Annotated in this window: 18 protein-coding genes and 1 riboswitch; of the genes, 6 read left to right on the top strand and 12 right to left on the bottom strand. The window is 65.3% G+C overall.

Annotation, left to right across the window (positions count from 1 at the left end):
* The 4 genes from Q4S41_RS23115 to Q4S41_RS23100 all read right to left on the bottom strand — a co-directional run.
* Positions 1–978 (bottom strand): RCC1 domain-containing protein (locus Q4S41_RS23115; protein ID WP_369811349.1); only part of this gene is annotated, 978 nt, incomplete at its 3' end.
* A gap of 210 nt (positions 979–1,188) precedes the next feature.
* Positions 1,189–1,605 carry a hypothetical protein gene (locus Q4S41_RS23110; protein ID WP_305033510.1) on the bottom strand — a complete coding sequence of 139 codons (417 nt, stop codon included), beginning with the start codon at positions 1,603–1,605 and terminating at the stop codon, positions 1,189–1,191.
* 258 nt (positions 1,606–1,863) lie between these two features.
* Positions 1,864–2,484, bottom strand: coding sequence for a hypothetical protein (locus Q4S41_RS23105; protein WP_305033509.1), 621 nt, complete (start codon positions 2,482–2,484; stop codon positions 1,864–1,866).
* 303 nt (positions 2,485–2,787) lie between these two features.
* Positions 2,788–2,943, bottom strand: coding sequence for a hypothetical protein (locus Q4S41_RS23100; protein WP_305033508.1), 156 nt, complete (start codon positions 2,941–2,943; stop codon positions 2,788–2,790).
* Between the two features lie 199 nt (positions 2,944–3,142).
* Between Q4S41_RS23100 and Q4S41_RS23095 the strand changes: the two genes are divergently transcribed.
* A complete protein-coding gene (locus Q4S41_RS23095) occupies positions 3,143–3,322 on the top strand; it encodes a hypothetical protein (protein WP_305033507.1) in 180 nt (59 codons plus the stop codon).
* A 242-nt stretch (positions 3,323–3,564) separates the two neighbouring features.
* Here Q4S41_RS23095 and Q4S41_RS23090 read toward each other — a convergent pair whose 3' ends face one another.
* Positions 3,565–4,473: a S66 peptidase family protein gene (locus Q4S41_RS23090; protein ID WP_305033506.1), complete on the bottom strand. Its 909-nt coding sequence runs from the start codon at positions 4,471–4,473 to the stop codon at positions 3,565–3,567.
* 235 nt (positions 4,474–4,708) lie between these two features.
* On the opposite strand from Q4S41_RS23090, the gene Q4S41_RS23085 reads away from it, so the two are divergent.
* Both Q4S41_RS23085 and Q4S41_RS23080 read left to right on the top strand, forming a co-directional pair.
* Entirely contained in the window at positions 4,709–7,672 is a 2,964-nt protein-coding gene (locus Q4S41_RS23085) for a carboxylesterase family protein (protein WP_305033505.1), read from the top strand.
* 144 nt (positions 7,673–7,816) lie between these two features.
* On the top strand, positions 7,817–9,049 hold the full coding sequence (locus tag Q4S41_RS23080; protein WP_305033504.1) for an alpha/beta hydrolase: 1,233 nt from the start codon (positions 7,817–7,819) through the stop codon (positions 9,047–9,049).
* 86 nt (positions 9,050–9,135) lie between these two features.
* On the opposite strand, the gene Q4S41_RS23075 is transcribed toward Q4S41_RS23080, so the two are convergent.
* From Q4S41_RS23075 to Q4S41_RS23060, 4 genes are all read right to left on the bottom strand, one after another.
* Positions 9,136–10,392, bottom strand: a complete 1,257-nt coding sequence (locus tag Q4S41_RS23075; RefSeq protein WP_305033503.1) for a homoserine dehydrogenase — start codon at positions 10,390–10,392, stop codon at positions 9,136–9,138.
* A 210-nt stretch (positions 10,393–10,602) separates the two neighbouring features.
* The gene (locus tag Q4S41_RS23070; RefSeq protein ID WP_305033502.1) at positions 10,603–11,631 is read right to left on the bottom strand and encodes a homoserine O-acetyltransferase family protein; all 1,029 of its coding nucleotides are present in this window, start codon (positions 11,629–11,631) and stop codon (positions 10,603–10,605) included.
* Between the two features lie 194 nt (positions 11,632–11,825).
* A complete protein-coding gene (locus Q4S41_RS23065) occupies positions 11,826–13,205 on the bottom strand; it encodes an O-acetylhomoserine aminocarboxypropyltransferase/cysteine synthase family protein (protein WP_305033501.1) in 1,380 nt (459 codons plus the stop codon).
* Positions 13,206–13,588: 383 nt separating this feature from the next.
* Positions 13,589–13,704: riboswitch (SAM riboswitch) on the bottom strand.
* 301 nt (positions 13,705–14,005) lie between these two features.
* On the bottom strand, positions 14,006–14,296 hold the full coding sequence (locus tag Q4S41_RS23060) for a LysM peptidoglycan-binding domain-containing protein (protein WP_305033500.1): 291 nt from the start codon (positions 14,294–14,296) through the stop codon (positions 14,006–14,008).
* A gap of 180 nt (positions 14,297–14,476) precedes the next feature.
* On the opposite strand from Q4S41_RS23060, the gene Q4S41_RS23055 reads away from it, so the two are divergent.
* The gene (locus tag Q4S41_RS23055) at positions 14,477–14,899 is read left to right on the top strand and encodes a hypothetical protein (protein WP_305033499.1); all 423 of its coding nucleotides are present in this window, start codon (positions 14,477–14,479) and stop codon (positions 14,897–14,899) included.
* A gap of 232 nt (positions 14,900–15,131) precedes the next feature.
* Positions 15,132–17,633: an erythromycin esterase family protein gene (locus tag Q4S41_RS23050; RefSeq protein WP_305033498.1), complete on the top strand. Its 2,502-nt coding sequence runs from the start codon at positions 15,132–15,134 to the stop codon at positions 17,631–17,633.
* On the opposite strand, the gene Q4S41_RS23045 is transcribed toward Q4S41_RS23050, so the two are convergent.
* Both Q4S41_RS23045 and Q4S41_RS23040 read right to left on the bottom strand, forming a co-directional pair.
* A complete protein-coding gene (locus tag Q4S41_RS23045) occupies positions 17,623–18,714 on the bottom strand; it encodes a lysylphosphatidylglycerol synthase transmembrane domain-containing protein (protein ID WP_305033497.1) in 1,092 nt (363 codons plus the stop codon). The two genes, Q4S41_RS23050 and Q4S41_RS23045, sit on opposite strands and share 11 nt — an antisense overlap.
* A 125-nt stretch (positions 18,715–18,839) precedes the next feature.
* Complete coding sequence (locus Q4S41_RS23040) at positions 18,840–21,782, bottom strand: TonB-dependent receptor domain-containing protein (RefSeq protein ID WP_305033496.1); 2,943 nt, start codon at positions 21,780–21,782, stop codon at positions 18,840–18,842.
* 314 nt (positions 21,783–22,096) lie between these two features.
* On the opposite strand from Q4S41_RS23040, the gene dxs reads away from it, so the two are divergent.
* Positions 22,097–24,043, top strand: a complete 1,947-nt coding sequence (gene dxs, locus Q4S41_RS23035) for a 1-deoxy-D-xylulose-5-phosphate synthase (RefSeq protein ID WP_305033495.1) — start codon at positions 22,097–22,099, stop codon at positions 24,041–24,043.
* A 67-nt stretch (positions 24,044–24,110) separates the two neighbouring features.
* Here dxs and Q4S41_RS23030 read toward each other — a convergent pair whose 3' ends face one another.
* Positions 24,111–24,545 carry a hypothetical protein gene (locus Q4S41_RS23030; protein ID WP_305033494.1) on the bottom strand — a complete coding sequence of 145 codons (435 nt, stop codon included), beginning with the start codon at positions 24,543–24,545 and terminating at the stop codon, positions 24,111–24,113.
* Positions 24,546–24,620 lie beyond the last annotated feature (75 nt).

Below are 24,620 nucleotides of genomic sequence, written 5' to 3'. Positions count from 1 at the left end.
GCCGCCCGTGCCGAGCTGGCCGCTGGCGTTGGTGCCCCAGGCCCAGAGCGTGCCGTCGGTGCGCACGGCCAGCGTGTGGGCGTTGCCCGCGCTCACGCTGGCCCAGTTGGTGGCCGTCCCTACCTGCCTCCGAATGCTGTAGGAGGCGCCGACGGTGCCGTTGCCGAGCTGGCCGTTGCTGTTGCTGCCCCAGGCCCAGAGCGCGCCGTCGGTGCCCACGGCCAGCGAGTGGTTGGAGCCCGCGCTCACGCTGGCCCAGTTGGTGTCCGCGCCCACCTGCACCGGCGTGGCGCTGCTGCCGCCAATGGCGTTGTTGCCGAGCTGGCCGCTGGCGTTGTTGCCCCAGGCCCAGAGCGTGCCGTCGGTGCGTACAGCCAGCGAGTGGTTGGCGCCCGCGCTCACGCTAGCCCAGCTCGTGGCCGCGCCCACCTGCGTTGGCGTGGGGTTGTTGCCGTTGCCGCCGCCCGTGCCGAGCTGGCCGCTGGCGTTGTTGCCCCAGGCCCAGAGCGTGCCGTCGGTGCGCACAGCCAGCGAGTGGACGCTGCCCGCGCTCACGCTGGCCCAGTTGGTGGCCGCGCCCACCTGCACCGGCGTGGCGCTGCTGCCGCCGCCCGTGCCGAGCTGGCCGTTGCTGTTGCTGCCCCAGGCCCAGAGCGTGCCGTCGGTGCGCACGGCCAGCGTGTGGACGCTGCCCGCGCTCACGCTGGCCCAGTTGGTGGCCGTGCCCACCTGCGTCGGCGTGGGGTTGATGCCGCCGATGGCGCCGTTGCCGAGCTGGCCGCTGGCGTTGTTGCCCCAGGCCCAGAGCGTGCCGTCGGGGTGGATGGAAAGCGAGTGGTTGCCGCCCGCGCTCACGCGGGTTTGGGCGCGTGCCGCCCAGGGCAGCAGCGCCAGCAACAGCATGAAGCGGAGGAATAAGGCGGGCGTGAGCCGGCCCACGCGGGCCGGCCGCCCGCAGGCGAGGTAGGGGTTTTCCATACGTTTAGAAGAGGACTAGTCGGTTGAATGCCTTGGGTTCGCTTCCTGACCAGGAAAGGCGACCGTATTAAATAATGTTGAAAAGGCAGAAAGTGCAAAGGCGGGCCCAAACGTCCGGCTTGGCTATGACACAAACGTGTTATATTTTACTTATTTAAACTTCGGGGAGGGCGCCTACTGCACGATGTGGCTCAGCACTTGCGTGAAGGGCTATTGGTCGGTGTCGCCGCCCACGGCGGCCCCCGGGTAGGGAGCCGTGCCGGTGGCGAAGCCGGTGGGCTGGCTGGCGTCGGCCGTGCGCGCCGTGGTCAGGTTCGCAACCGTGGGATACTGGTAGGTGGTGCCCAGGGGCACGGTCAGGCTCGTGGCGCTGGCGGCCATCACCGCGGCCTGCGTGGCCCCGAGCAACACCCCGTTCTGTCCGGCCACCGGGTCGAAGTCCGTGCCGCTGATGGTCTGGGCCTGGCTTAGCGCCGGCAGGGCCGCCAGCAGCAGCAGCGCCCGCAGCAGGGGGCTGCTCAGGTGCCAGAGCTGGTGGCGGGCGGCGCCGGTGGGGCGGGCCGGGGCGGTGGCCGCCGGGGCCGTGCGGGGTCCGCGGGTGGCAGCCAGGGAGTAGCGTGAACGCATACGGGTGGGAGAAACGGTAAAAGAGGAACATTCCACCACTTCACCCGAAGCGGCGGGCAGGGAATACAATCCGGTCAGATAATTCTACAAAGGTACCGCCCCCGATAAAGCCGCGATATAGCATAAACATGTCATGTGTCGAACCAAGACGACCTTGTACAATTCCTGTAAAGCGCTGGCCGGCCCCTACGCAAAGCGCCCGGCCGCCCGAGGGGCAGCCGGGCGCAGGCCGGAAGTATTAAGCTGTCGGTAAGGCGCTTACTGCGCGATGCGGCTTAGCACGTCGGCAAACGGCTGCTGGTCGGTGTCGCCGCCCACGGCGGCCACCTTGCAGTACACCTTGTCGCCGCTCTTGCACTGCGTCAGCAGGGCGTCGCCGTCGCGCACCACCACCACGTACCACTCAATGTCGGCCTCGGTGGGGTCGAGGGTGTAGAGGTACTTCAGGGCCACGGCGTGGGGCGGGCGCTTGGCCTTGGCGCAGAGCGTGCCGGGCGTGGGGCCGTCCACGAGCTGGAACCGGAGCGGGGCCTCCAGCGTGGTGTGGCGCTCGCGCTCCTTGGTGAGGGCCAGGCCGGTGGAGAGCAGGGCGGCCTCGTCGTCGGGATAGAGCAGGTTGGCCATCTGGGCCACGGCGCTGAGGGCCGCGTTCAGGGCGGTGCGCAGCTGGTTCAGCTCGGCGGTTTGGGTGGGGGTGGGGTGCAGGATGCTGGCCGCCGCCAGGTAGGGGGTGAGGGCGGCCGTCAGCGCATCGGTCTGGGGCTTGGCCTTGGGGTAACGCGTGTTGCCCACGGTGTTAGTGAGGCAGTTCTGGGCCAGCGGCCCGATTTCCATCTTGGGCACGTTGTCGAAATTAGTGAGTAATTTTCGGGAGCTCATGGGAAGAATGGTGTAGACGAAAAACCTGGAAACAGTTGGCCCACAGGCCGCGAGGCACCTGGTTTCTTCGCCACCACACGGCCCCCCGCCGCCCGGCCCCGGCCCGCCCGAGGCGGCCCACGCGGAACCCGCCGCGTGGGGGGCGCCTTCCCACGTTTAGGTAGCCGCTTCCTAAACGTCGGCATGCGTATCCTAAACGTAGGCCGCTGCTTCCTAAGCGTTGGCAGGCGTGTCCTAAACGTCGGACGGCCCTACCTAAACCTTGGAAGAACTCCCCTAAACGTCGGACGGGCCGGTCTGCCATTAGGAAGGCGCGGCCAACGCTTCGGCCGGGCCAGCCGAAACCTGGAAAACCCCGGACAAGGAGCGGGAGGGGCTGCCGCCCGCCGCGCCCGCGCCCGCCCGGGCCGGGCACGGGGCCAACCAGGGCGTCGACGGCAGCACAACGGAGCGGGGCAAACAACACGGCGCGGGTAGAGCAAGGCAGAACAGCCGGCCGGCTGCAGGCCTATGCCCCAGGGCGTTGGCCGGGCTCGCCGGAGCCGGAAACCAAATATAGACGAGCTTCGGTAATCCGCAAACGATTGGGGGCGTTTTTTGGGCGGGGCCGGACTGTAGCGCGGACTTTGTAGTCCGCGACCCCGCCCCGGCAGCGCCAGTGGCGGAAGGGCGAAGTCGCGGACTACAAAGTCCGCGCTACAGTCCGGCCGCCGCCGGCCGGGCTGCCGGGGCGGCGGCGGCCGGCTCCCAGTATCGTTACTACCTGGTGTTTGATAAGCTGGCCGTGCCCGGCGCGCAGCGCCTGGACACCTTCGGCGCGCTGCTGGCCGAGCTGTAGGCGGGGGCGGGAGCGTTCAACGAAGCGCCTTGCCCCCCGGTCCCCTCTCCCGCATCGTTCGGCGAGGCGCCTCACCCCCCGGCCCCCTCTCCTCAAGGAGAGGGGGAGCCAGCCGATTTTATAGGCGCAAAGCCGGTGCCCCCTCTCCCTGAGGAGAGGGGGGCAGGGGGTGAGGCGCCCGTCCGCGCCGCCGCGCCGGCCGCCCAAACGGCGCCGGCGGGCGCGGACTCGCAGAGTCCACGCTACAGGACCGTGAGCCGGCCCCCGGTGGCGTCCACCGTCAGCGTCGCCACCTGCCCCACCGTCAGCGCCAGGTTGTCGGCCTCGTGGCCCACCGGGAAGTTGTAGGCTACCGGAAAGTCGTACATACGTGCGTAGCGGTCGATGATTTCCCAGGCCGACGAGCCGAAGGGAATGGCGTTGTCGCGCATATCGGAGAAGTGGCCCACCACCAGGCCGGCCAGGCCCGCCAGCTGGCCGCTGCGGTGCAGGTGCAGCATCATGCGGTCGATGTGGTAGAGGTACTCGTCGAGGTCTTCCAGAAACAGGATGCGGCCCGCGAAGCCGGCCTGCGAGGCCGTGCCGGTCACCGTCTGGAGCAGGCTCAGGTTGCCGCCCACCAGCGCGCCGGTGGCGGTGCCGGGGCGGTTGAGGGCGTGGGGCGGGGCGGCAATGGGCTGAAAGGCTTCGCCGAACAAGGCCCGGCGCAGGGTTTCGAGGGCCAGCTCGCCGCCGGCCTGGTGAAAGAGCACCGGCATCACGCCGTGGATGCTGGCGTAGCCCAGGGCCAGCAGGTGGGCATTGAGCACGGTGATGTCCGAAAAGCCGGCCACCCACTTGGGCGCGGCCCGGAAGCCGGCAAAGTCCAGCCCGTCCACGATGCGGGCGGTGCCGTAGCCGCCCCGGGCGCAGAGGATGGCGCGGATGGTGGGGTCGTCGAGCTGGCGCTGGAAGTCGGCGCGGCGCAGCTCGTCGGGGCCGGCAAACTGGTGGTAGTCGCCGGCAATGCTGTCGCCGAGCACCACGTTTAGGCCCCAGCTTTCGAGGGTGGCAACGGCGGGGGCCAGCTCGGCGGCCGATATTTTGCGGGCCGGGCTCACGAGGGCCACGCGCTGGCCGGCTTGCAGGGCGGGAGGAAAGAGGATGGACATGGGGGGATGGGCTGACAGGGGGAGGGGCGGGGCCTGCCCCCGCCCGGACGGGGGCGCCGCCACCAGAGCGCGGTGCAACGACGGGCGGGGGCAACTGCGCCACGCGAGCGGCGCGACTGCAAATAACGCAGGTTGTACCTTCGAAACGCCGGTTTGCCTGGTCGCCCAACCCTACGGCCCGATTCTACGTCAGCCCATTGGCTCCATCCCTTTCACGTTTCCAACCCGCTTTTCTATGAAAGCTTCTCTACTGTTTGCGCTGCTGCTGGTGCTGGGCACCTGCCACAGTGCCCTGGCCCAGATGCCGATTGACACCACCAACGGGCGCTACTTCCAGCCCAAGTTCACCACCGTGACGACAACTTCGGGCGTGGTCTACGGCAACACGACCGACTTTCTCGGCCGCCCCCTGCCGCTGCTCATGGACGTGTACCAGCCCGCGGGCGACGCCACGGCGCAGCGGCCGGTTATCATCTTCGCCCACCAGGGCGGCTTCGTCACGGGCTCGCGCGGCGAGTCGTACATGGTGCAGGTGTGCACGCAGTTTGCCAAGCTGGGCTACGTCACGGCCAGCATCGACTACCGCCTCAACCCCTTCCTGGTATTCACCCCCACCGACACCACCGGCGTGAGCCTGGCCGCCATTCGGGGCATGCAGGACCTGCGCGCCGCCGTGCGCTTCTTCCGCGAAGACGCCGCCACCGCCAACGCCTACCGCGTCAGCCCCAGCCGCATTGTGGTGGGCGGGGCGTCGGCGGGCGCCTTCGCGGCGCTCGAAGTGGGCTACCTCGACAAGGTGAGCGAAACGACGGCCGACCTGAACCTCACCGCCGCCGACATTGAGGGCAGCAGCGGCCACCCGGGCTACAACAGCTTCCCGCTGGCGGTGCTCAACCTGAGCGGCGCCACCAATCCGGTCAGCATCATCGAAGCCGGCAACGCGCCCCTCTACAGCGCCCACGGCACTTCCGACGCCGTGGTGCCCTACCTCAAGGGCCGGGTGGGGGCGGGCCTGCCGCCCAAGTACGTGTTCGGCAGCGGCCTGCTGAACCCCTACGCCACCGGCGTGGGCGTGCCCAACGTGCTGCGCCGCTTCAGCAAGGCGCCCCACATTCCGCAGTACCCGGTGCAGAGCGCCAACACCGGCAGCGCCAGCTCGGCGGCCTACGCCGACACCACCTACCGCGACATCCGCGCCTTCCTGCGCCCGCTGCTGGCGCCCTTCGTGGTGGCCTATCCCAGCCTCGTTATTAATACGAACACCGCCGTGCCCGCCGGCTCCTACCAGGACATCACCATCAACAGCGGCACGGCCACCCTCGGCGGCAACGTGACGGTGTACGGCACGCTGGTTATTAAAGGGCTGAGCGGCCAGCCGGCCGGCGCCCTCAACACCAGCTGCTTCGTGGTGGACGGCCCGGGCAGCTTCGACCTGCAGGCCGGCGGGGCGCTGCGCATCTGCGATGCGGCGGGCATCAGCGCCAGCGGCGCCACCGGGGCCATCCGCAACACGGGCAGCCGTACGTTCAGCAACGACGCCAGCTATGCCTACACCGGCGCCGGCAGCCAGGCCACCGGCACGGGCCTGCCCGCCACCGTGCGCGAGCTGGAAATGGCCGTGCCCGACGTCAACAGCCTCACCCTGACCAGCGCGTTGAGCATCCGCCAGCGCCTGCTGCCCACCAGCGGCACCCTCGAAAACAGCAACGCCGCCCTGACGCTGCTTTCCAGCGCCAGCGGCACGGCCCTCGTGACGCCCGGTACCGGCACCACCCGCACCGCCTTCACCCTGCAACGCTACCTCGAACCCAGCGTGAACCCCGGCCTGGGCTACCGCCACCTCACCGTGCCGTTTGACTTTGCCAGCCTGGCCAACGTGAGCGCGCCCGCCTTCACGCCGGTGCTGAACGCGGCCTACAACTCCAGCACCCGGCCCGACCTGGTGACGCCCTTCCCGAACGTGTTTGCCTACAACCAGACCCGGGCCACTACCTCGCCGGCCACCAGCTACTCGGAGTTCGACAAGGGCTGGTTTGTGCCCTCACTGCCCGTCGTTGCGACGCCCATTTCTTCGTCGCGCGGGTTCGGCTACGCCATCAACATCACGGCGGGGCAGACCATCGCCCTCACCAGCCCCCTCAACGGCAACAACGCCGACTTTGCCGTGACCCTGCCCGCCGCCGCCACGGCCACCGCCGGCTGGCACCTGGTGGGCAACCCCTTCGCCTCGGCCCTGAACTGGGACCTGGTGCCGGTGCCCGCGGGCATGAGCGGCGCCATGTACATCTTCGTGAGCACGGCCCAATATGCCGGCAACTACCGCGCCTACGTGAACGGCGTGGGCGGCACGGGCGCCACCATCCCGCTGGGACAGGGCTTCTTCGTGCGCTCGCTCAGCAGCGCGCCCGTCACGCTCAACTTCCCGCTGGCCGCCCGTATCACCGACTTCGCCACCGCCAACACCGCCACCGTGCAGCGCACCACCGCCGATGCCCGGCCGCAGCTGCGCCTCACGCTGGCCGCCGCCGCCACGCCCGCGCTGGCCGACGAAGCCTACCTCTACCAGCAGGCCAGCGCCACCGCCGGGGTTGATGCCGCCTCCGACGCCGTGAAGCTGCCCAACCCCAGCGGCCTGAACCTGGCCACGGTGGCCGCCGGCGAGCCGCTGGCCATCAACGGCTTGCCCACGGTGGGGGCACCCACCACCGTGCTGCTGTCCGTGTCGGTGCCCGCGCCCGGCGCCTACGTCCTCACCGCCGCGCAGCTGGCCAACTACGCCCCCGGCGCCCTCACCCTGACCGATGCCCTGACGGGCACCCGCACCCCGCTGGCCGCCGGCACGCGCTACGCCTTCAGCGTGGCCGGCACCACCGCCCCCGGCCGCTTCGCCCTGGAGCTGAGCGCTGCCGGCGTGCTGGCCACCAGCCCGGCCCAGGCCCTGGCCGCCCAGCTGCAGGTGTATCCCAACCCGGCTTCGGAGAGCTTCCAGGTGGTGCTGCCGCTGCCCGGTGGCGCCGCTGCCGCCATGGCCGAGCTGACCAACGCCCTGGGCCAGACGGTGCGCCGCCTGGCGCTGTCGGCCCCCGCCGGCCAGCCCCTCACCGGCGAGGTGAGCGTGCGCGGCCTGGCGCCCGGCGTCTACCAGCTGCACCTGCGCGTGGCGGGCGTGCCGCTGGTGCGCCGCGTGGTGGTGCAGTAGCTCGGGCAAGAAACTGCGCCCGGACATTTCTCCTTGTAAAAGACCGCCTTCCGGGCAACCAACTGCTAAAATTCGTTGTATCATTGGGACGAAGCCGCGGCCCGTTTCGCGGCTTCTTCTTCTCCCGGCACACTTCTCGGCTATATGAAATCTTTACTCCTGCTTCTCGTCGCGCTGTTGGTGGCCGGCGCGCATTCGGCTTCGGCCCAGGCCCGCATCGATACCACCCGCGGGCGGTACTACCAGCCCCGGTTCGCGAACGTAACGGTGACGTCGGGCGTCAGCTTTGGCGCGGCCGTGAACTCGGCCGGCGCCAACCAGCAATTGCTGATGGACATCTACCAGCCCACGGGCGACACCGTGAGCCGCCGGCCGGTCATCATTTTCGCGCACCAGGGCGGCTTCATCACCGGCGCGCGCACCGATGCCTACATGGTTGACGTGTGCACGCGCTTTGCCCGGCTGGGCTACGTCACGGCCAGCATCGATTACCGGCTGCTTGATTTCGGCACCATCCTCGCGGGCGGCCTCGATTCGGTGAACATTGCCAAGTCGGCCATTCGGGGCATGCAGGACCTGCGGGCCGCCGTGCGCTTCTTCCGCAAAGACGCCGCCACCACCAAAACCTACAAGGTAAACCCCGCCTACATCACCGTGGGCGGCTCCTCGGCCGGGGCCTTCGCGGCGCTGGAGGTGGGCTACCTCGACAAAGCCACCGAAGTGCCGGCCTACGTGGGCCTGGCCGCCCTGGGCGGCATAGAAGGCGCCAGCGGCAACCCCGGCTACAGCAGCGCCCCGCTGGCCGTGCTCAACCTGAGCGGCGCCACCGAAAACCCCAGCCTCATCGAGGCCGGCAACGCCCCGCTGCTCAGCGTGCACGGCACCGCCGACGCCACCGTGCCCTACCTGCAGGGCCGGGTGGGCAGCCCGCTGCCGCCCAAGTACGTGTACGGCAGCGGCCGCCTGAACCCCCGCGCCACGCAGGTGGGCATTCGCAACACGCTGGTGCGCCTCTCCCGCGCCGGCCACATTCCCTTCGAAAGCAACGCGGCCTACGCCGACACCACCTTCCGCGCCATCCGCGACTTCCTGCGGCCCAGCCTCGGGCAGGCCGGCACGGCCCTCGCCACCAGCAAAGCCAGCGCCCTGCCCGCCGCCCAGGCCTACCCCATCCCCGCCGCCGAAGCCGTGCACCTGGTGCTGCCCAAGGAGCTGCTGCTACCGCTGCAGGCCCAGCTGCTCGACGCCGCCGGCCGCGTGGTGCGCACCGTCAGCCCCGACGCCCACGCCCTCGACGTGTTGCGCGGCACCCTCCAGCCCGGCGTGTATTGGCTGAAGCTGCCCGGCCAGCCGGCCGTGCGGCTGGAGTTCAAGTAAGCGCCACCGCCACGGCAAGGCAAATCCCCAAAAAAGGGGCCCGATTCAGCTGAATCGGGCCCCTTTCTCTTTCGCCCCCGGCTAGCTCAGACCAGCTCGGCCGTGGCCAGGGCCGCGCCGGCGGGCACCGCCACCGGCCGTACCTCGCCCTGCCGCGCCACAAACACGCCCAGGCTGCGCAGCTCCTGGCGCCAGGCCCAAAGCTGCTGCACGGGCACCGCGCCGGTGGCAAAGCTGCCGTGCGCATCGGTGTGCAGGGCCTCGGGGGGCAGCTCCAGCCAGGTCAGCACTTCGCGCAGCACGCCAGCGTCGGGGTGGCGCACGTAGGCTTCAAGTTCGAGGCCGTGGGTGAGTTGCGCGTCGGGCGCGGTGGGCCGCTTGGCGTAGGCGTAGCGCAGGCCGCGCCGCAGGGCCAGCACGTCGGCCAGCACGGCCGAGCCGGTGGGGTGGCCGCCGGCGCCGCGTCCCTGCAAGAACTGCGTGCCGGCAAACTCCGCCTCAATCACCACGCCGTTGAACTCCCGCTCCACGCCGTAGAGCGCCGACTCGGGTCCCAGCAGTTGCGGCGTCACCAGGGCCGTAAGGCCACCGCCGGGCAGGCGGTAGAGGCCAGCCACCACTTTTATTTTCTGCCCTTGCGCTGCTGCCCACGCAATGTCGGCCGCCGCAATGCCTTCAATGCCCAGATTCAGCACCTCGTCGACCGCCAGAAACACGCCGTAGGCGTGGGCCGCCAGAATCACCGCTTTCGAGCGCGGGTCGAAGGCGCCCATGTCCAGCGAAGGGTCGGTTTCGGCGAAGCCCAGCGCCTGGGCTTCCGCCAGCGCCACCGCGTAGTCAGAGCCTTCCTCGCTCATGCGCGTCAGCACGTAGTTGGAGGAGCCATTGAAGATGCCGCTCACCGCTCGCAGCGGCTCGTGGCTGAAGTATTGGTCCAGGGTGCGCACCACCGGAATGCTGCCGCACACCGCCGCCTCGTACAGCAGCGTGCCGCCGAACTCGGCCTGCAATTGCACCAGCTCGGGCAGGTGGCGGGCCAGCATGGCCTTGTTGGCCGTGGCCACGCGGCGGCCCTGGCGCAGGGCCGCGCTCACCAGCCGGAAGGCCTCGGTGGCATCGTCGATGACTTCCACCAGCAGGTCCAGGTCCGGGTCGGCCAGCAGCTCATCGGCGTGGTAGGTGAAGCATTCGGCGGGCAATGGGCGGGCCTTGCCAGGTGTCTTCACCGCAATGCGCGTGATGGCCAGATTCAGGCCCGGCTGCTGCTCCACGATGTTGTAAAATCCTTGTCCCACGCAGCCGAACCCTATCAGGCCGATGCGCAACGGGTTATTCTCTCTCATCACAATATCATTAAATTTGGCAGCCACAAATGCCGCCAGTTAAGCCGTTTGCTTGTACTTCTCCCAACATGTTTGTGCTGCCGCGCAGTCTTTTGTGCTTCCGAGCCAAGCGTTGTACCATGCGTCGCCGCCTTGTGCTTCAAAAGGCGGTTTCCGGCGTCTGAGGGCATCTCGATACTCAAGTCACTCAGCGCCCGGCAGGGCCAGTTGCTAGTGCACGAACGTGGGCGCGTAGAACCGCTCCAGAAAGTGCGTGATGGCCGCCGTTTCCAGCAGGAAGCCGTCGTGTCCGTAGCGCGAGTCCAGCTCGGCGTACATTGCTCCAGGAATGTGGGCGGCCAGCTCCCGCTGCTCGCTGAGCGGAAACAAGACATCGGACGTGATGCCCAGCACCAGGGTATGCGCGCCAATGCGCCGCAGCGCCGCCGGCACGCCGCCCCGGCCCCGGCCCAGGTTGTGCGAGTCCATGCTGTGGCTCAGGGCCACGTAGCTGTAGGCGTCGAAGCGGGCCACCAGCTTGTCGCCTTGGTAACGCTGGTAGCGGCTGGCGCGGTGTTCGCGCGGCAGTTCGTCGTCGTCAGGGTCGGTTTGGGTTTCGGCGTAGGCGGGATAGCTGCGGTAGCTGAGCAGGGCCATGGCCCGGGCGGCGCGCAGGCCGTCATCGCCCCCACCAGGCTGGCCGGCGGCGTAGGTCGGGTCTGCCTCGATGGCCAGCCGCTGGGCCTCATTAAAGGCGATGCCCCAGGCCGAATGCCGGGCGTTGGTGGCAATAACGACCAGGTGGTCGAACAAATCGGGCCGCTGCACGGCCCATTCCAGCGCCTGCTGCCCGCCCAAAGAGCCCCCAATCAATGTGTGAATATCCGTAATGCCCAGGTCCTGCCGCAGCAGTTCATGGGCCGTCACGAGGTCCCGAATGGTCAGCAGGGGGAAGTGCTGGTAGCGGGGCTGGCCGGTGGCGGGGTCCCGGTCGCGCGGGCTGGTGCTGCCGTAGCAAGAGCCCTGCACGTTGGCGCAGATGATGAACCAGTCGGCGGGGTCGTAGTAGCAGCCCGGCCCCACCAGGCCCGGCCACCAGGCCAGCACGTTGGCGTTGGCCGTGAGGGCGTGGCACACCCACACCACGTTGTCGCGGTCCTCGTTCAGCTGGCCCCAGGTGCGGTACGCCACGCGGGCGTCGGCCAGGGTTTCGCCGCTTTCGAGGGGCAGGCTGGGGATGTAAAAAAACTGGTCTGACATGATGTTCAAAAACTAAAAGCAGTGGTAGAACCGGCGCACGAAGCCCGCCCATGGTATCTCACCCCCATCCTTCCTCCAACTAAAATCAGGAAAGCAGGCGCGCCCGTGGGCCGATTCTACCGCTGCCAACTAACGATGCCACCAGCGAGGCTGGCGCCGGCCCACCAGAGGTGGCCCGCCGGCGGCAATGGGGTTTATACTTCCAGCGGCTGGGCGTGCTCCAGCTCCGGCTCGTTCACTTCTTCGCCCTCCGTGGGCTGGCTGGCCGTATTGCCAATCGCATCAAAAGCCGCCTGCAAATCGGCCTTAATGTCCTCGAAATGCTCGATGCCGACCGACAGGCGCAGCGAGGTGGGCGTGACGCCGGCGGCCAGCTGCTCGGCCTCACTCAGCTGCTGGTGCGTGGTGGCCGAGGGCTGAATGATGAGCGTTTTGGCGTCGCCCACGTTGGCCAGGTGGCTGATGAGCTTCAGGTTGTCAATGAATTGCGTAGCCGTTTCCTTGCTACCCTTGATGCGGAAACTCAGCACGCCGCCGAAGCCGCGCTTGAGGTATTTCTGCGCCAAGCCGTGGTAGGGGCTGCTGGCCAGGCCGGGGTAATTCACGCTTTCCACCTGCGGGTGCTGCTCCAGCCAGTTGGCAATTTTGAGGGCGTTTTCCACGGTGCGCTCTACGCGCAGGCTCAGGGTTTCGAGGCCGATGAGCAGTTGGAACGAGTTGAACGGGCTGATGGCGGGGCCGAAATCGCGCAGGCCTTCCACCCGGGCCCGGATGATGAAGGCAATGTTGCCAAACGGCCCGCCCTTGCCAAATATATCGTTGAAAATCAGCCCGTGGTAGCCGTCGCTGGGCTCGGTGAACTGCGGGAATTTGCCGTTGCCGAAGTCGTAAGTGCCGCCGTCCACAATCACGCCGCCCACGCTGGTGCCGTGCCCGCCAATCCACTTCGTGGCCGACTCGACCACGATGTGCGCGCCGTGCTCCAGCGGCCGGAACAGGTAGCCGCCCGCGCCAAACGTGTTGTCCACTACCAGCGGCAAGTCGTGCCGGTTAGCAATGGCCGCAATAGCCTCAAAATCCGGGATGCTGAAGCTAGGATTACCAATGGTTTCGAGGTAAATGGCCTTGGTTTTCTCGTCAATCAGCTCCTCAAACGAGGCCGGGTTGTCGCCATCGGCAAAGCGCACTTCAATGCCCAACCGCTTGAACGCCACCTTGAACTGGTTGTAGGTGCCGCCGTAGAGGAAAGCCGTGCTCACGAAGTTGTCGCCGGCCTGCAGGATGTTGTTCAGGGCAATGAACTGCGCAGCCTGGCCCGAGCCGGTGGCCAGCGCCGCCACGCCGCCTTCCAGCGCCGCCACGCGCTGCTCAAACACGTCGGTAGTCGGGTTCATCAACCGGGTGTAAATGTTGCCAAACTCCTTCAGGGCAAACAGATTGGCGCCGTGCTCGGCGCTTTTAAACACGTAGCTGGTGGTTTGGTGAATGGGCACAGCGCGCGAGCCGGTGGTGGGGTCGGGCTGCTGGCCGGCGTGGAGTTGCAGGGTTTCGAAGTGCAAGGATTGAGCAGACATGATGCGGTTGATTTGGGAGGTTGAAAAACCAGATTGTTTGATTGGATTTGCCAAAAGCCTTGCGGTGAAAGCGTTGTGGCCAAATAATCCCCCGATAAGCCCGTGTTGCAGCGGCGACCCGAACCCGCCCGCCTGGCCCCGAAAGGGCACGCGGCGGACGTGGCAAGCCACCAGAAAAATCCAGAAAGGAGGGGAGGGGGGCTAAGCCGAAATCAGCTTAGCAACAACACGGGCGGCAACAGCACATTCGCATTCGCAGCGAGCGGGGCGCCTGGTTCCGGCCGCATGGGGCCAAAACAGCAAAACCCGAAACCGCGGCACGCAAAGCAGCCGGAGCATTCGGGTCGAAAAAAGCGGATTCAGCAAGGTTTTCCATGGCACTCGAGTCATATGCCCCACAGTGGCCGAAGCCGCAGTGGGTAGGAATTGGCACCTTTCGCATGAAGGAAGGTTGCCAGCGGGTCAGGGAGCCTAGTCTCTCGCCGCTTCTGTATAAAACTTAAAAACTTCCCACCGTTAGCGGGGAGTACCTGTTTGGTATCGGCAAATGTACGGGAGAATTTTTGGGATGGGCAATGCAGAAAGTGAAAAATATTTTTTGCGAACCCCAATCGTCTGTCATCCTGAGCGCAGCGAAGGGCCTTTCCACGATTGGGGCAAATAGAATTGCTGAAAATTGTGCTAGCGTGAGAAAGTCCTTCGCTGCGCTCAGGATGACAGGCGATTAGGATTTGCTCAAACGCAAAAAAGCCACCCTGAAACAGAGTGGCTTTTCTCACCTTTTTTCTGCAAAAAAGTACCTAGAGACTAGGTATCGTCAACACCTGGCCCACTTCAATGTGGTCAGGGTCTGCGCCGATGGTGGCCTTGTTGGCCTCATATATCTGGTGCCACTTGGCGGCGTCGCCGTAGTGGTGTTTGGCAATTTTAGAGAGCGAGTCCCCGCTTACTACGGTGTACGAGTCGCCGGTAGCAGCGGGTTTGGCATCGGCGGCGTTTCCGAAAAAATCAGTGCCGCCAGCAGCCGGTTTTGCGGCGGGCTCTGCGGGTTTTTGCTCGCCTTTGTCGCTGAGAAAATCAAAGAGTCCCATGGATTAGTTCAGTAAGATGGAGAAAAAATGAGAAGTAGCTGGCCCGCGAGCCGGCTAACAGGGCCCATATACGGGCAAGCTCAAGCGGGGTTTCACGGTAAACTCTTTTGCGTGTGCACCGTAAGCCGACGAGTTTGCAACCGCAGACATCTTCATTCTTTCACCATTCTTTTTGTGCTCATGAAACCTCAGTCTCTGTTTTCGCTCCGTTATGTGGCTAGCCTGCTGCTGTTGCTGTCTTTGTTCGTAACCGCTTGCGGCAATGACAAAGGAAAAGTAGAAGGCGTGAATATGCTATATGGTACCGACAGTAAAGTCTGGAAAACGGCTAAGGAAACCAGCTCGACCGGCGACAAAGTTAAGCAAACCGATGCGCAGAAACAGCAGGAGCTGCACGTCTTCGCCAATGGCAACTACACCATGACCGATGGCGCCGCCGGAGCCGTATCGGGCAAGTACGCCTTCGACCAGGCCGCCAAAACCATCACCTTCACCCCCGAAGGCAGCGCCACTTCCAACACTTTCGCCGTGGAAACTCTCACCGACGATAAGCTCACGCTGAAGTCGGCCGACGGTGCCGCCCTGATGCTGGAGAAGGAATAAATTCCTTTTTTTCTGGCCATAAAAAAGCCCCGAACCAGTGCGGTTCGGGGCTTTTTTTATTGTCGTTTCCGTTGCCGAGACTATTCTGTAGGGCAAGGGCAAGCTGCAGAATGGCTCCGCGGACCGAAGTTTAGGCCTTTCATTTACGCTACCCGGTATGTTTTCTGGCGCAAAATTGCTTGCTGTTCTGTGTTTATGCGGCGGTGCCCTGTTGCCGGGCCGCGCTCAACCCGTGGCACCGCTGCCGGTGCACGCCGTGCGCAGCATCAGCCCGGCCGACACCGATTTTGGAGACTTGGCGTTTCTGACCCGGGAAATAGGCCCGGCGCGGGTGGTGATGCTGGGCGAGCCCAGCCACGGCGAAGGCAACGTGTTCGAGGCCAAAATCCGGCTTTTGCGCTTTTTGCAGCATGAAATGGGGTTTACCACGGTGGCGTTTGAAAGCGGGTTTTATGACTTGCACAAGGCGCAGCAGGCGCTGGAAGCTGGAGCATCGGCCGAGGAAGCGCTGGGCAACAGCGTGTTTCCGGTGTGGACCAGCACGCAGGAGTTTCAGGCGGTGCTGCCGCTGGTGGGCAAGAACGGGCTGCGCGTGGCCGGTTTCGACCCGCAACTGAGTGGCGCGTACGGCGAGGAGTTGGTAGAGGAATTGCAGGCGTTTCTGAGCATTGAAAAGGGCGGTACGGTACCCAACTACGACTACCTGGAAGAGGTAATTGGTTATATGGGTGAACATTATACTTTTCTGCCCACGGCCAAGCTGGCTGATGTTGAAAAGGAACTGGAAAAAGCCAGCCGCTTGGCCGACCGGGCCGCCAAGGGCCCGGCCACGCCCCGCCGGGCCGAGGCCGCGTTCTGGCAGCAGTGCCTGCGCAGCCTGCTGGCCCAGGCCCGCGACTACGCCCTCAACGACCCCGGCGCGAAAAATGAAGCCACCTTCAAGGCCAAAGACAGCAACCCGCGCGATGCTCAAATGGCCGACAACCTGCTGTGGTACCTGAAGCAGCACCCGCAGGAAAAGGTAATTTGCTGGGGCGCCCTGCCGCATCTGGCCAACAAAGTGGAGGCGCTGGCAGATGCCGAAATCAAGGAATACCGGCCCATGGGCCGCGCTGTGAAAGCCGCGCTGGGGCCCGACCAGGTGTATGTGCTGGGCACGGTGAGTGGGGGCGGCATCCACGGCTTCCCGGCCGCGGGCTACAAGCCGGTGCCCGTGCCAGCCGGGGGCTCGCTGGAAGCCGAACTGCTGGCCCAGCCCGCCGATTACGCCTTTGTGAGCCTGAAGCACGACGCGCCCGGCCGGGTGCTTGCGACCTATGCGTTCGATTATCAGCTGCTGAGCGGCCCGTGGAGCGAGGTGGTGGACGGCTTTCTGTTTTTGCGGAGCGTGAACCCACCCCACGGAGCCACTGCCACGGCCGGGACTGACACCGCCACGGGCGCAACGGCGGACGCAGTTCCAGCCGCGCCCAGTGCCCGGAATCCTGCCCCGCGGGCCGTGCGTGTGCAAGCCGTTGGACGCGGAGAGACGGCCGTGCGGGGCGTGGTGCTCGACCGGAAAACAGGCGAGCCGGTGCCGTATGCGTCGGTTTCGGTGCCGGGCCGGGGCGTGGGCACGGTAGCCAACGGCACCGGGAAATTTGTGCTGGTGGGCGTAGAGCCGGGCGCGGGCCGCTTGCAAATCAGCAGCGTGGGCTACGCCACCGCCACCGTAGCCGCGGCGGCGGAGGTGACGGTGCGGCTGGCACCGGCGACCTACGAGCTGCAAGGCGTGCAGGTGCGGGGCGAGAGCCTGGACCCGCGCAGGATTATGAAAAAGGTGCTGGCCGCGCTGCCCCGCAACTACGAGCAGGAAGACTATTCATCGGAGATTTATACCCACCGGCAAACCACCAATTTCGATACGCTGAGCTACGAAACCGAATACGTGAGCCAGTATTTCGAGCCGGCGGGCCACCGGCACTGGGGCGGCGGGTTTCTAATGCTGGGGCCCATTGGCCAGCACCAGGTGAAAGAAATCCACGTCACGAAGGCACTGGATAAGCGGCAGAAGTTTTTTTCGGAGCAGGCCGGGCCGGGCTTTATCACCGGTACCACCGACGCCGTTCGCATTTCGCCGCTGTTCAAAGCCAGCACCTTCCGCAAATTCAACGTGCACCTGGATAGTGTGCTGGAGCGGGCGGGGGGCACGGTTTACGTCATCGGCTTTGCGGCCAAGCACGCCAACCACCGCAGCACCGGCGTCTACCTGACGTCCGGCTATTCGGGCCGGCTTTATGTGCAGCAGCGCGACTATGCCGTGACGCGCTACGAATCGGTGTGGCTGGCCGATACCGCCTACATCAACCGGGCCGCCCGCCAGTACTTCGGGCAGCCCAACCTGCGCGCCCGGCTCTATCCCAACCTGCTCACGAACTCGCGCACCGACCACGCGGTGGATTATGTACAGGCGGCCAATGGCCGCTATTACCTGCGCCACAGCCTGGGCCAGAGCCTGGACGTAGGCCGCACCCTGGGCGGTGGCGCGTTCTACCGACAGTCGTCGTGCGAAGAATACCACGCGCTTCTGCCAGCCGGCACCCCGCCCATTCTGTCAAAAGCAGAAATGAGCTCGGTCGAAGTACACGAAGCCATGGCCAAGCTCCCGCCCGCCGAATTCCACCCCGCCTTCTGGCAAACTTACCGGCGCCCGTCGGCCCTGGTAGAAGCGGCGAGCCCGGCCACTAAGCCGTAGTGGCCGCGTTGGCCGGCCGCTTGCCGAACACCCGTGTCACCCAGCGTGGTAGGAAAATCAGGCCCAGCACGAGGTATAAATAGTACGTCACAATGCGATAGAGGAACACCAGAAAGCTCGTCATGGTGGCCGTGCCAATGAACTTGCCGAAAAATGTGGGAAACGCGCCCTCGGCAATGCCCGCGCCGCCCGGCGTGATGGCCACCAGCAGAATGACTTTGTAGGTGATGTTGCGGGCAAAAATGAACAGGAACGTACCCGTATCCATGGGCACGAAGGCGGCGATGAGGCAGCCAATAATAGCGTAGCGGGCCGTCCAGACGAAGGCCGTGCTGATGCCCGCCCGCAGCCAGTAGGCCGCGCCGGCGCCGCGCAGCTGCCCCGAGGCGCGCACCATTTCCTGGCCGTGGCGGTAGGCCGTGCGCCGCCAGCGCTGCAGCAGCCGCAGCGAAAACAGCCGCACCAACAGCCGCCGCACCGAGCGTGGGTTGACGAAAATAGCGTACAGCATCAGCCCCGCGTAGAGCGTCACGAACAGGTAGCTCACCCCAAACGCCACCCGCAGCGTGGCCACAAAGCCGGTTTGCAGGGCCTCGTGCGGGTAGAGCCCGGCGCCCGCAATGCCCACCACCAGCGGCACCATCACCACATAGTAGAGGTTGTCGAGCAGGGCCGTGACCATGATGTAGGCCAGCCCTTTGCCCAGCGGAATGCCTTCTTTTTCGAGAATGAACGGTGCCGCGCCGGTGCCGCCCTGGCCCGAGGGCAGCACGCAGGAAGCAAATTCCCAAATCATAATCACATCGAGCGCCTGCCGGTAGGTGAGCTCGGTTTCGGCAATGTGGCGGATGCGGTAGACGTAGCCCAAGTCGCGGGCGGCCAGCACCAGCACGGCCACGGCCAGCCAGCGCCAGTCGGCGTGGGCCAGCGGGGCCAGCTCGCCTGGCTTGTAGCTGCGCCAGAACAGGTAGCCCACTACCAGCAGCCCGAGCGCCACCGGCAGGATAAGCCGCGAGGGCCGCAGGCGCTGCAGGAAATGCGCGTCGTTGGCGTCGGGCGAAGTGACGGGGTGGTTAGTCATTGGCGGACGGCGTAGCTGGCAAAAGTAGGGCGCGCACAGGCAGCAGGCCGATTAAAGAAAGATTAATAAAAAACGTCATGCTGGGCACAGCATGACGTTCTCTTTGTCCGATTTTGGTAGCTGGGCTAGGGCCGGCCGCCGGGGCTGCCCGCCGGCACAGTGCCATTGGGTGTGGCAGTACCAGGCGAGGGCGCATTAATAGGGCTCGTGGGTTGGGCCGGCGTTGCCGGACGACGCGTCGAGTCGGCGGGCTGGGCCGTGGGGCGTTGCGTGTTGGGGAAGCCGCCAGGGCGCTGGCCATTGGCCGGCGCGCTGGTGCTGTCGGTAGCGGGCCGGCTGAGCGTGCTATCAGCCGGCGCCGCACTGGGCCGCTGGCCCGGGTAGCCACCCGGCCGAGCACCAGCCGGAGCACCTGCGCCGCCGGGAGCTGCACCCGGAGCGCCAGCGGGCCGCTGCCCGCCCGCGCCGCTTGGGCGACCACCGCCACCAGGCGCCCCGCCACCGCCACCCTGGCCGCCGGCGCCGCCGGCATCCATGCCGCCGCCACCGCCGCCTTCGCCTTCACTCTTCAGGTCGTCGTTGTTCACGCTCTTGCCACGGCGCGTGGGGCCAGCCGTGAGCTTGCCAACACGGTAGCTGAAGTTGACGCGGAAGCCCAACGTGGACAGCTGGTTGCGGCTGGCCTGGTCGATGAGCGGCGACACCACATTGTTGCGGATGGTGATTTTGGGCGTGAAAAAGTTATCGAACCCGAAGCCCAGGCTGCCGCGCTTCTCGGCAAAGTCGCGCTTGATGCCCAACGTATAGAAGTAGAAGCCGCTTTGGTCGCCCTGCAGTTGCACTTGGCGCCCGCGGTAAAAGGCAAAGGCCTGGATGCCCCACACCGGAGTAAGGTTGTAGGAGCCCCCGAGGCGGCCGCTGAACACAAAGCCCTCGTTGGAGGCGTTGAAGTTGCGGTCGGGCACGTTGTTGGTGAGCGTGGCATAGTAAAAATCGGTGCCCGCGTTCAGGTTGAGCTTGGCGCCGTTGAGGTTGGCGTTGAGGCTGCCGCCGTAGGCGTTTTGCTGGCCAATGTTGGCGTAGTTGGTCGACACCGTATCGGCGCCGCGCACCGTGCGCAGGGCCTCAATCGAGCCCGTGGTGTTGCGCACAAATGCGCTCATGCTCAGGTTCACCTTCTTCACCAGCGTGTTGTAGCCCAACTCGTAGTTGTTGGTGTATTCGGGCGAGAGGTAGGGGTTACCCTGGCTCACGTTCTTGGGGTTCTGCGCGTTCACGTTGGGGTTTAGGAACTGCAGCGAGGGGCGCTGGATGCGGCGGTTGTAAGCCAGCTTCACCAGGTTGCCATTGGCCAGCTTGCGCGACACGTTCACACTCGGCACCAGCACGTCGTAGTCCGGGATGTTGGCCGCTTCGGATTTGGCAAAGCTGGCGTCGATGGTGGTGTATTCGTAGCGCAGGCCCGGTTTTAGGGTGAAGCCCTTGGGGAGATTCAGGGTGTAGGCCGCGTAGCCGGCCGTCACGTTCTGGCGGTAGTTGAACACGTTGCTGGCCGAGAGCAGGCCCACGGCGGGCAGCACCTCGCCGTTGGCTCCGTACGAGGTAGTGGCGTAATCGGAGTTCACCAGGCGCAGTATATTCTTGGCGCCCAGCTCCAGCATCTGCGTTTTGCTGATGGGGTTCTGGTAGTCCAGCTGCACGGTGTATTCCTCGTTGTAGCTGGGGTTGTCGTTGACGATGCGCGACGGGCTGCGCGGGTCGCTCGACTGGAAGATGGTGTTGGTGAAGCTGTTGGTGCGGTCGTTGCGGCTGAACAAGGTCAGCAGGCTGATTTCGTGCTGCGGCTTCTCGAAGCTGTGCGTGTAGTTCAGGCTGGCGTCCACTGTGCCCGACAGGTCCTCAGAATAGGTATCGCGCAGGTCGGTGCCGATGGGCGCGCCCGTGGCGGTGGCCCCGCTGTAGGTGAGGCGCGAAAGGCCGTCTTGGTAGTTGTTGCCGCTGCGCTGGCCGTAGCTCACGGCCGCCTGCAGGGAGTTCGACTTGTTGATGTCGTAGTCCCAGCCCAGGGAGTAGCGTCCGAAAATGCCCTGCTGGCGCGAATTAGCGTTTTGCACCGTGGTGGTGGCCGCGCCGGTGCCCAGGCTACGGGTCACCTGCGTGTTGCTGAACTCGCCCGGCGTGTTGTACTGGCCCCGGCCGAAGCCGCTCAGCGAGAAGCCCATTTTACCGGTGCGCAGGCTGCCTTGCAGGCCCAGGTTGCTGTTGCGCAGGCCCGCGCTCACGTTCACGCCCAGCGTGGCGCCTTTCAGGTTGTTGGTTTTGGTGATGATGTTGATGATGCCGCCCGAGCCTTCGGCGTCGTACTTGGCCGAGGGCGAGGTAATAACCTCCACCGACTTAATCTGGTCGGCCGGAATCTGCTTCAGCGCGTCGGCGATGCTGTTGGCGGCAATGGTCGAGGGCTTGTTGTTGATGAGCACCCGGATGCTGGAGCTGCCGCGCAAGCTCACGTTGCCGTCGAGGTCCACGCTGAGCATGGGCACGCGCTTGAGCACGTCGGTGGCGTCGCCGCCGCGGGTGGTCTGGTCGTTTTCGGCGTTGTACACGGTGCGGTCTACCCGCTCCTCAATGATGGCTTTTTGGCCGGTCACCACAACTTCGCCCAGCTTCTGGGCCGAAACCGCCAGTTTCACTGTGCCCAAATCGGTGGCATTGCCGGCCGTCACCACCACGCCCGGGCGGTCCTCATTCTTGTAGCCCACAAAGCTCACCTGCACCGTGTAGGTGCCGGCCGGAATGCCGGGCAGCACAAACTTGCCGTCGTCGCCGCACACGCCGCCGTTCACGGGGCTGCCGTTGGCATCAAGCACCGCCACCGAGGCGTAGGACACGGGTTTGCCGGTGGCGGCATCGGTCACCGTGCCCGAGACACGGCCGGCGGCGGTGCGCGGCGCGGCTGCCGTGGCCGGCCGGCCGCCCGCGCCCGGGGTTTGTTGGCCCGAGGCCAGGTGGGAAGCGCCCAACAGGGCCGTAAGCAGGACGGCCGTAGCCGGTACATTTCGTTTCATACAATACATAACGGCCAAAGTGCCGTCGAGGTAGCCGGAGGTTGCATCCAGCGTCTTTATTTTTGGGTTATTGTGGTTATATCGAGGTAAACAAGCAAAGGCATGAATCGGCTTGCCGATACGCAAAGGTCCGGACGAACGCCGGGCGCCCAGCCAAAAACTAGATTATCAACGCTCAAATCCCGACCAGGGGCCCGATTCTGCCGCTCCCCAACAACCGCACTTCGTTCGGTGTCGTACCTTTGTGCCGGCCCCACAATCTTTTAGCGGGTCAGGCGGTTACACACCGTCACCATCCCACCACGCCTGCCCCGATGATAGTTGAACCCGGCCCGCTGCTCGCGGCGATTGACTCGCCCGACGACCTCAAAAAGCTCGCTCCCGAGCAATTAGTCCAGCTGAGCACTGAGCTGCGTGAGTTTATCATCGATTCGGTGAGCATCTACGGCGGGCACTTCGGCGCCTCGCTCGGCGTGGTCGAGCTGAGCGTGGCCCTGCACTACGTCTTCAACACGCCCTACGACCAGCTGGTGTGGGACGTGGGCCATCAGGCTTACGGCCACAAAATTCTGACCGGCCGGCGCGACCGTTTTCCCACCAACCGCCGCTACCACGGCATGTCGGGCTTCCCCAAGCGCAGCGAGAGCGAGTACGACGCCTTCGGCGTGGGCCACAGCAGCACCAGCATCGGGGCGGCGCTGGGCATGGCGGTGGCCTCGGACTACAAGGGCGAGAAGGACCGGCAGCACATCGCCGTCATCGGCGACGGCGCCATGACGGCCGGCATGGCTTTCGAAGCCCTGAACCACGCCGGCGTGGCCAATTCTAACCTGCTGGTCATTCTGAATGACAACTGCATGAGCATCGACCCCAACGTGGGCGCGCTCAAGGAATACCTCACCGACATCACTACCTCCCGCACCTACAACAAGGTGCGCGACGAGCTATGGAACGTGCTCGGCAAGCTCTCGAAATTTGGCCCCAACCCCCAGCAGATTGCCCGCAAAGTAGAGGCCGCCATGAAGGCCACCCTGCTCAAGCAAAGCAACCTGTTCGAGGCGCTGAAATTCCGTTATTTCGGCCCCGTGGATGGCCACGACGTGCAACACCTCGTCACCATCCTGAATGACCTGAAAACCATTCCCGGCCCCAAAATCCTGCACTGCGTGACGGTGAAGGGCAAGGGCTACGCACTGGCCGAAAAAGACCAGACGCTGTGGCACGCGCCGGGTTTGTTCGACAAAATCACGGGCGAGATTTACAAGAAAACGCCCGAGAAGCCCCAGCCGCCTAAGTACCAGGACGTGTTCGGCCACACGCTGGTGGAACTGGCCGAGGCCAACGCTAAAATCATGGGTGTGACGCCGGCCATGCCCTCGGGCTCGTCGCTGAACCTGATGATGGCCGCCATGCCCGACCGCGCTTTCGACGTGGGCATTGCCGAGCAGCACGCCGTCACGTTTTCGGCCGGCCTGGCCACGCAGGGGCTCATTCCGTTCTGCAACATCTACTCCTCGTTCATGCAGCGGGGCTACGACCAGGTGGTGCACGACGTGGCCCTGCAAAACCTGCACGTGGTGTTCTGCCTCGACCGCGCCGGCTTTGCGGGCGCCGACGGCCCCACCCACCACGGCTGCTACGACCTGGCCTACATGCGCTGCATCCCCAACATCGTGGTGTCGGCCCCGATGAACGAGCAGGAGCTGCGCAACCTGATGTACACCGCCACCCTGCCCGAAAACGCCGGCCCGTTCAGCATCCGCTACCCGCGCGGCGAGGGCGTGATGCCGCAGTGGCGCACACCGCTGCAGCGCGTGGCCATCGGCACGGGCCGCGTGGTGCGCGAAGGCGAAGAGGGCGGTGTAGCCATCCTCAGCATCGGCCACATCGGCAACTACGCCGTGAAGGCCACCGAAACGCTGGCCGCCGAAGGCCTCGACGCGGGCCACTACGACATGCGCTTCTGCAAGCCGCTGGACGAGGAAATGCTGCGCGACATCGCCCGCCGCTACCGCGCCATCGTGACCGTAGAAGACGGCTGCCTGCCCGGCGGCTTCGGCTCGGCCGTGCTCGAATTCCTCACCGACCACGGCTTCCACCTGCCGGTGCGCCGCCTCGGCATTCCCGACCGCGTGGTGGAGCACGGCACCCAGGACGAGCTCTACAAAGAGTGCGGCTTCGATGCCGCCGGCATTGCCGCCGCCGTGCGCGAGCTAAGCGCGAAGGTGGCCACGGACGCGCTGGTGACGGTGCTGCGGTAGGTTCCGCGCCGCCGCTTTAGAAACGAGAGAAGCCCCTGTAGCCAGTGCTGCGGGGGCTTCTTTGCGTTTAGATAGTTCTAGACTTGGTGACTTTGAATTTTACTTTTAAAGTCGGAAAGGCCGTTTTCAATTTATCCTTCGCGGCCTGTACGGAAATGGTGTTGAGTGGGCGGGCTAGGCGACGACTGACAAAAGCAATGGCTTCTACTTTGGTTTCATCGAGAAAAACGCCATGCTGTTCAAACCGCTTGATAGTTGGGATAAGCTGATTTAACGCTTGTTGGATGCGGTCAGGAACTTTAGTCGTTCTGCCTACTGGCTGGCCCAGCTTGAATTCGATAAAGGCAATGCTCTCGTTCCAGAACACGGCATAATCGCAGCGTTTGGGCGACTTTGAGGTTGGGTACAGGCAGCCATCAACCGCAATGGTATAGAAGTCGCGGCCGCTAGGATTCGCAATTTCAAAGTCCAGGTCCTTATCGCGCTTGCCGGTTCGGTACAAGGCTATTTTTTGGATAGGGCAATCGAAGATGCGGCGAACCGTTCGGGTATGATGCACAATGCACCGCGAGCCATG

The sequence above is a fragment of the Hymenobacter convexus genome (assembly GCF_030580955.1).
Taxonomy (GTDB): Bacteria; Bacteroidota; Bacteroidia; order Cytophagales; family Hymenobacteraceae; genus Hymenobacter.
This window is presented reverse-complemented; position numbering and strand designations above follow the sequence as displayed.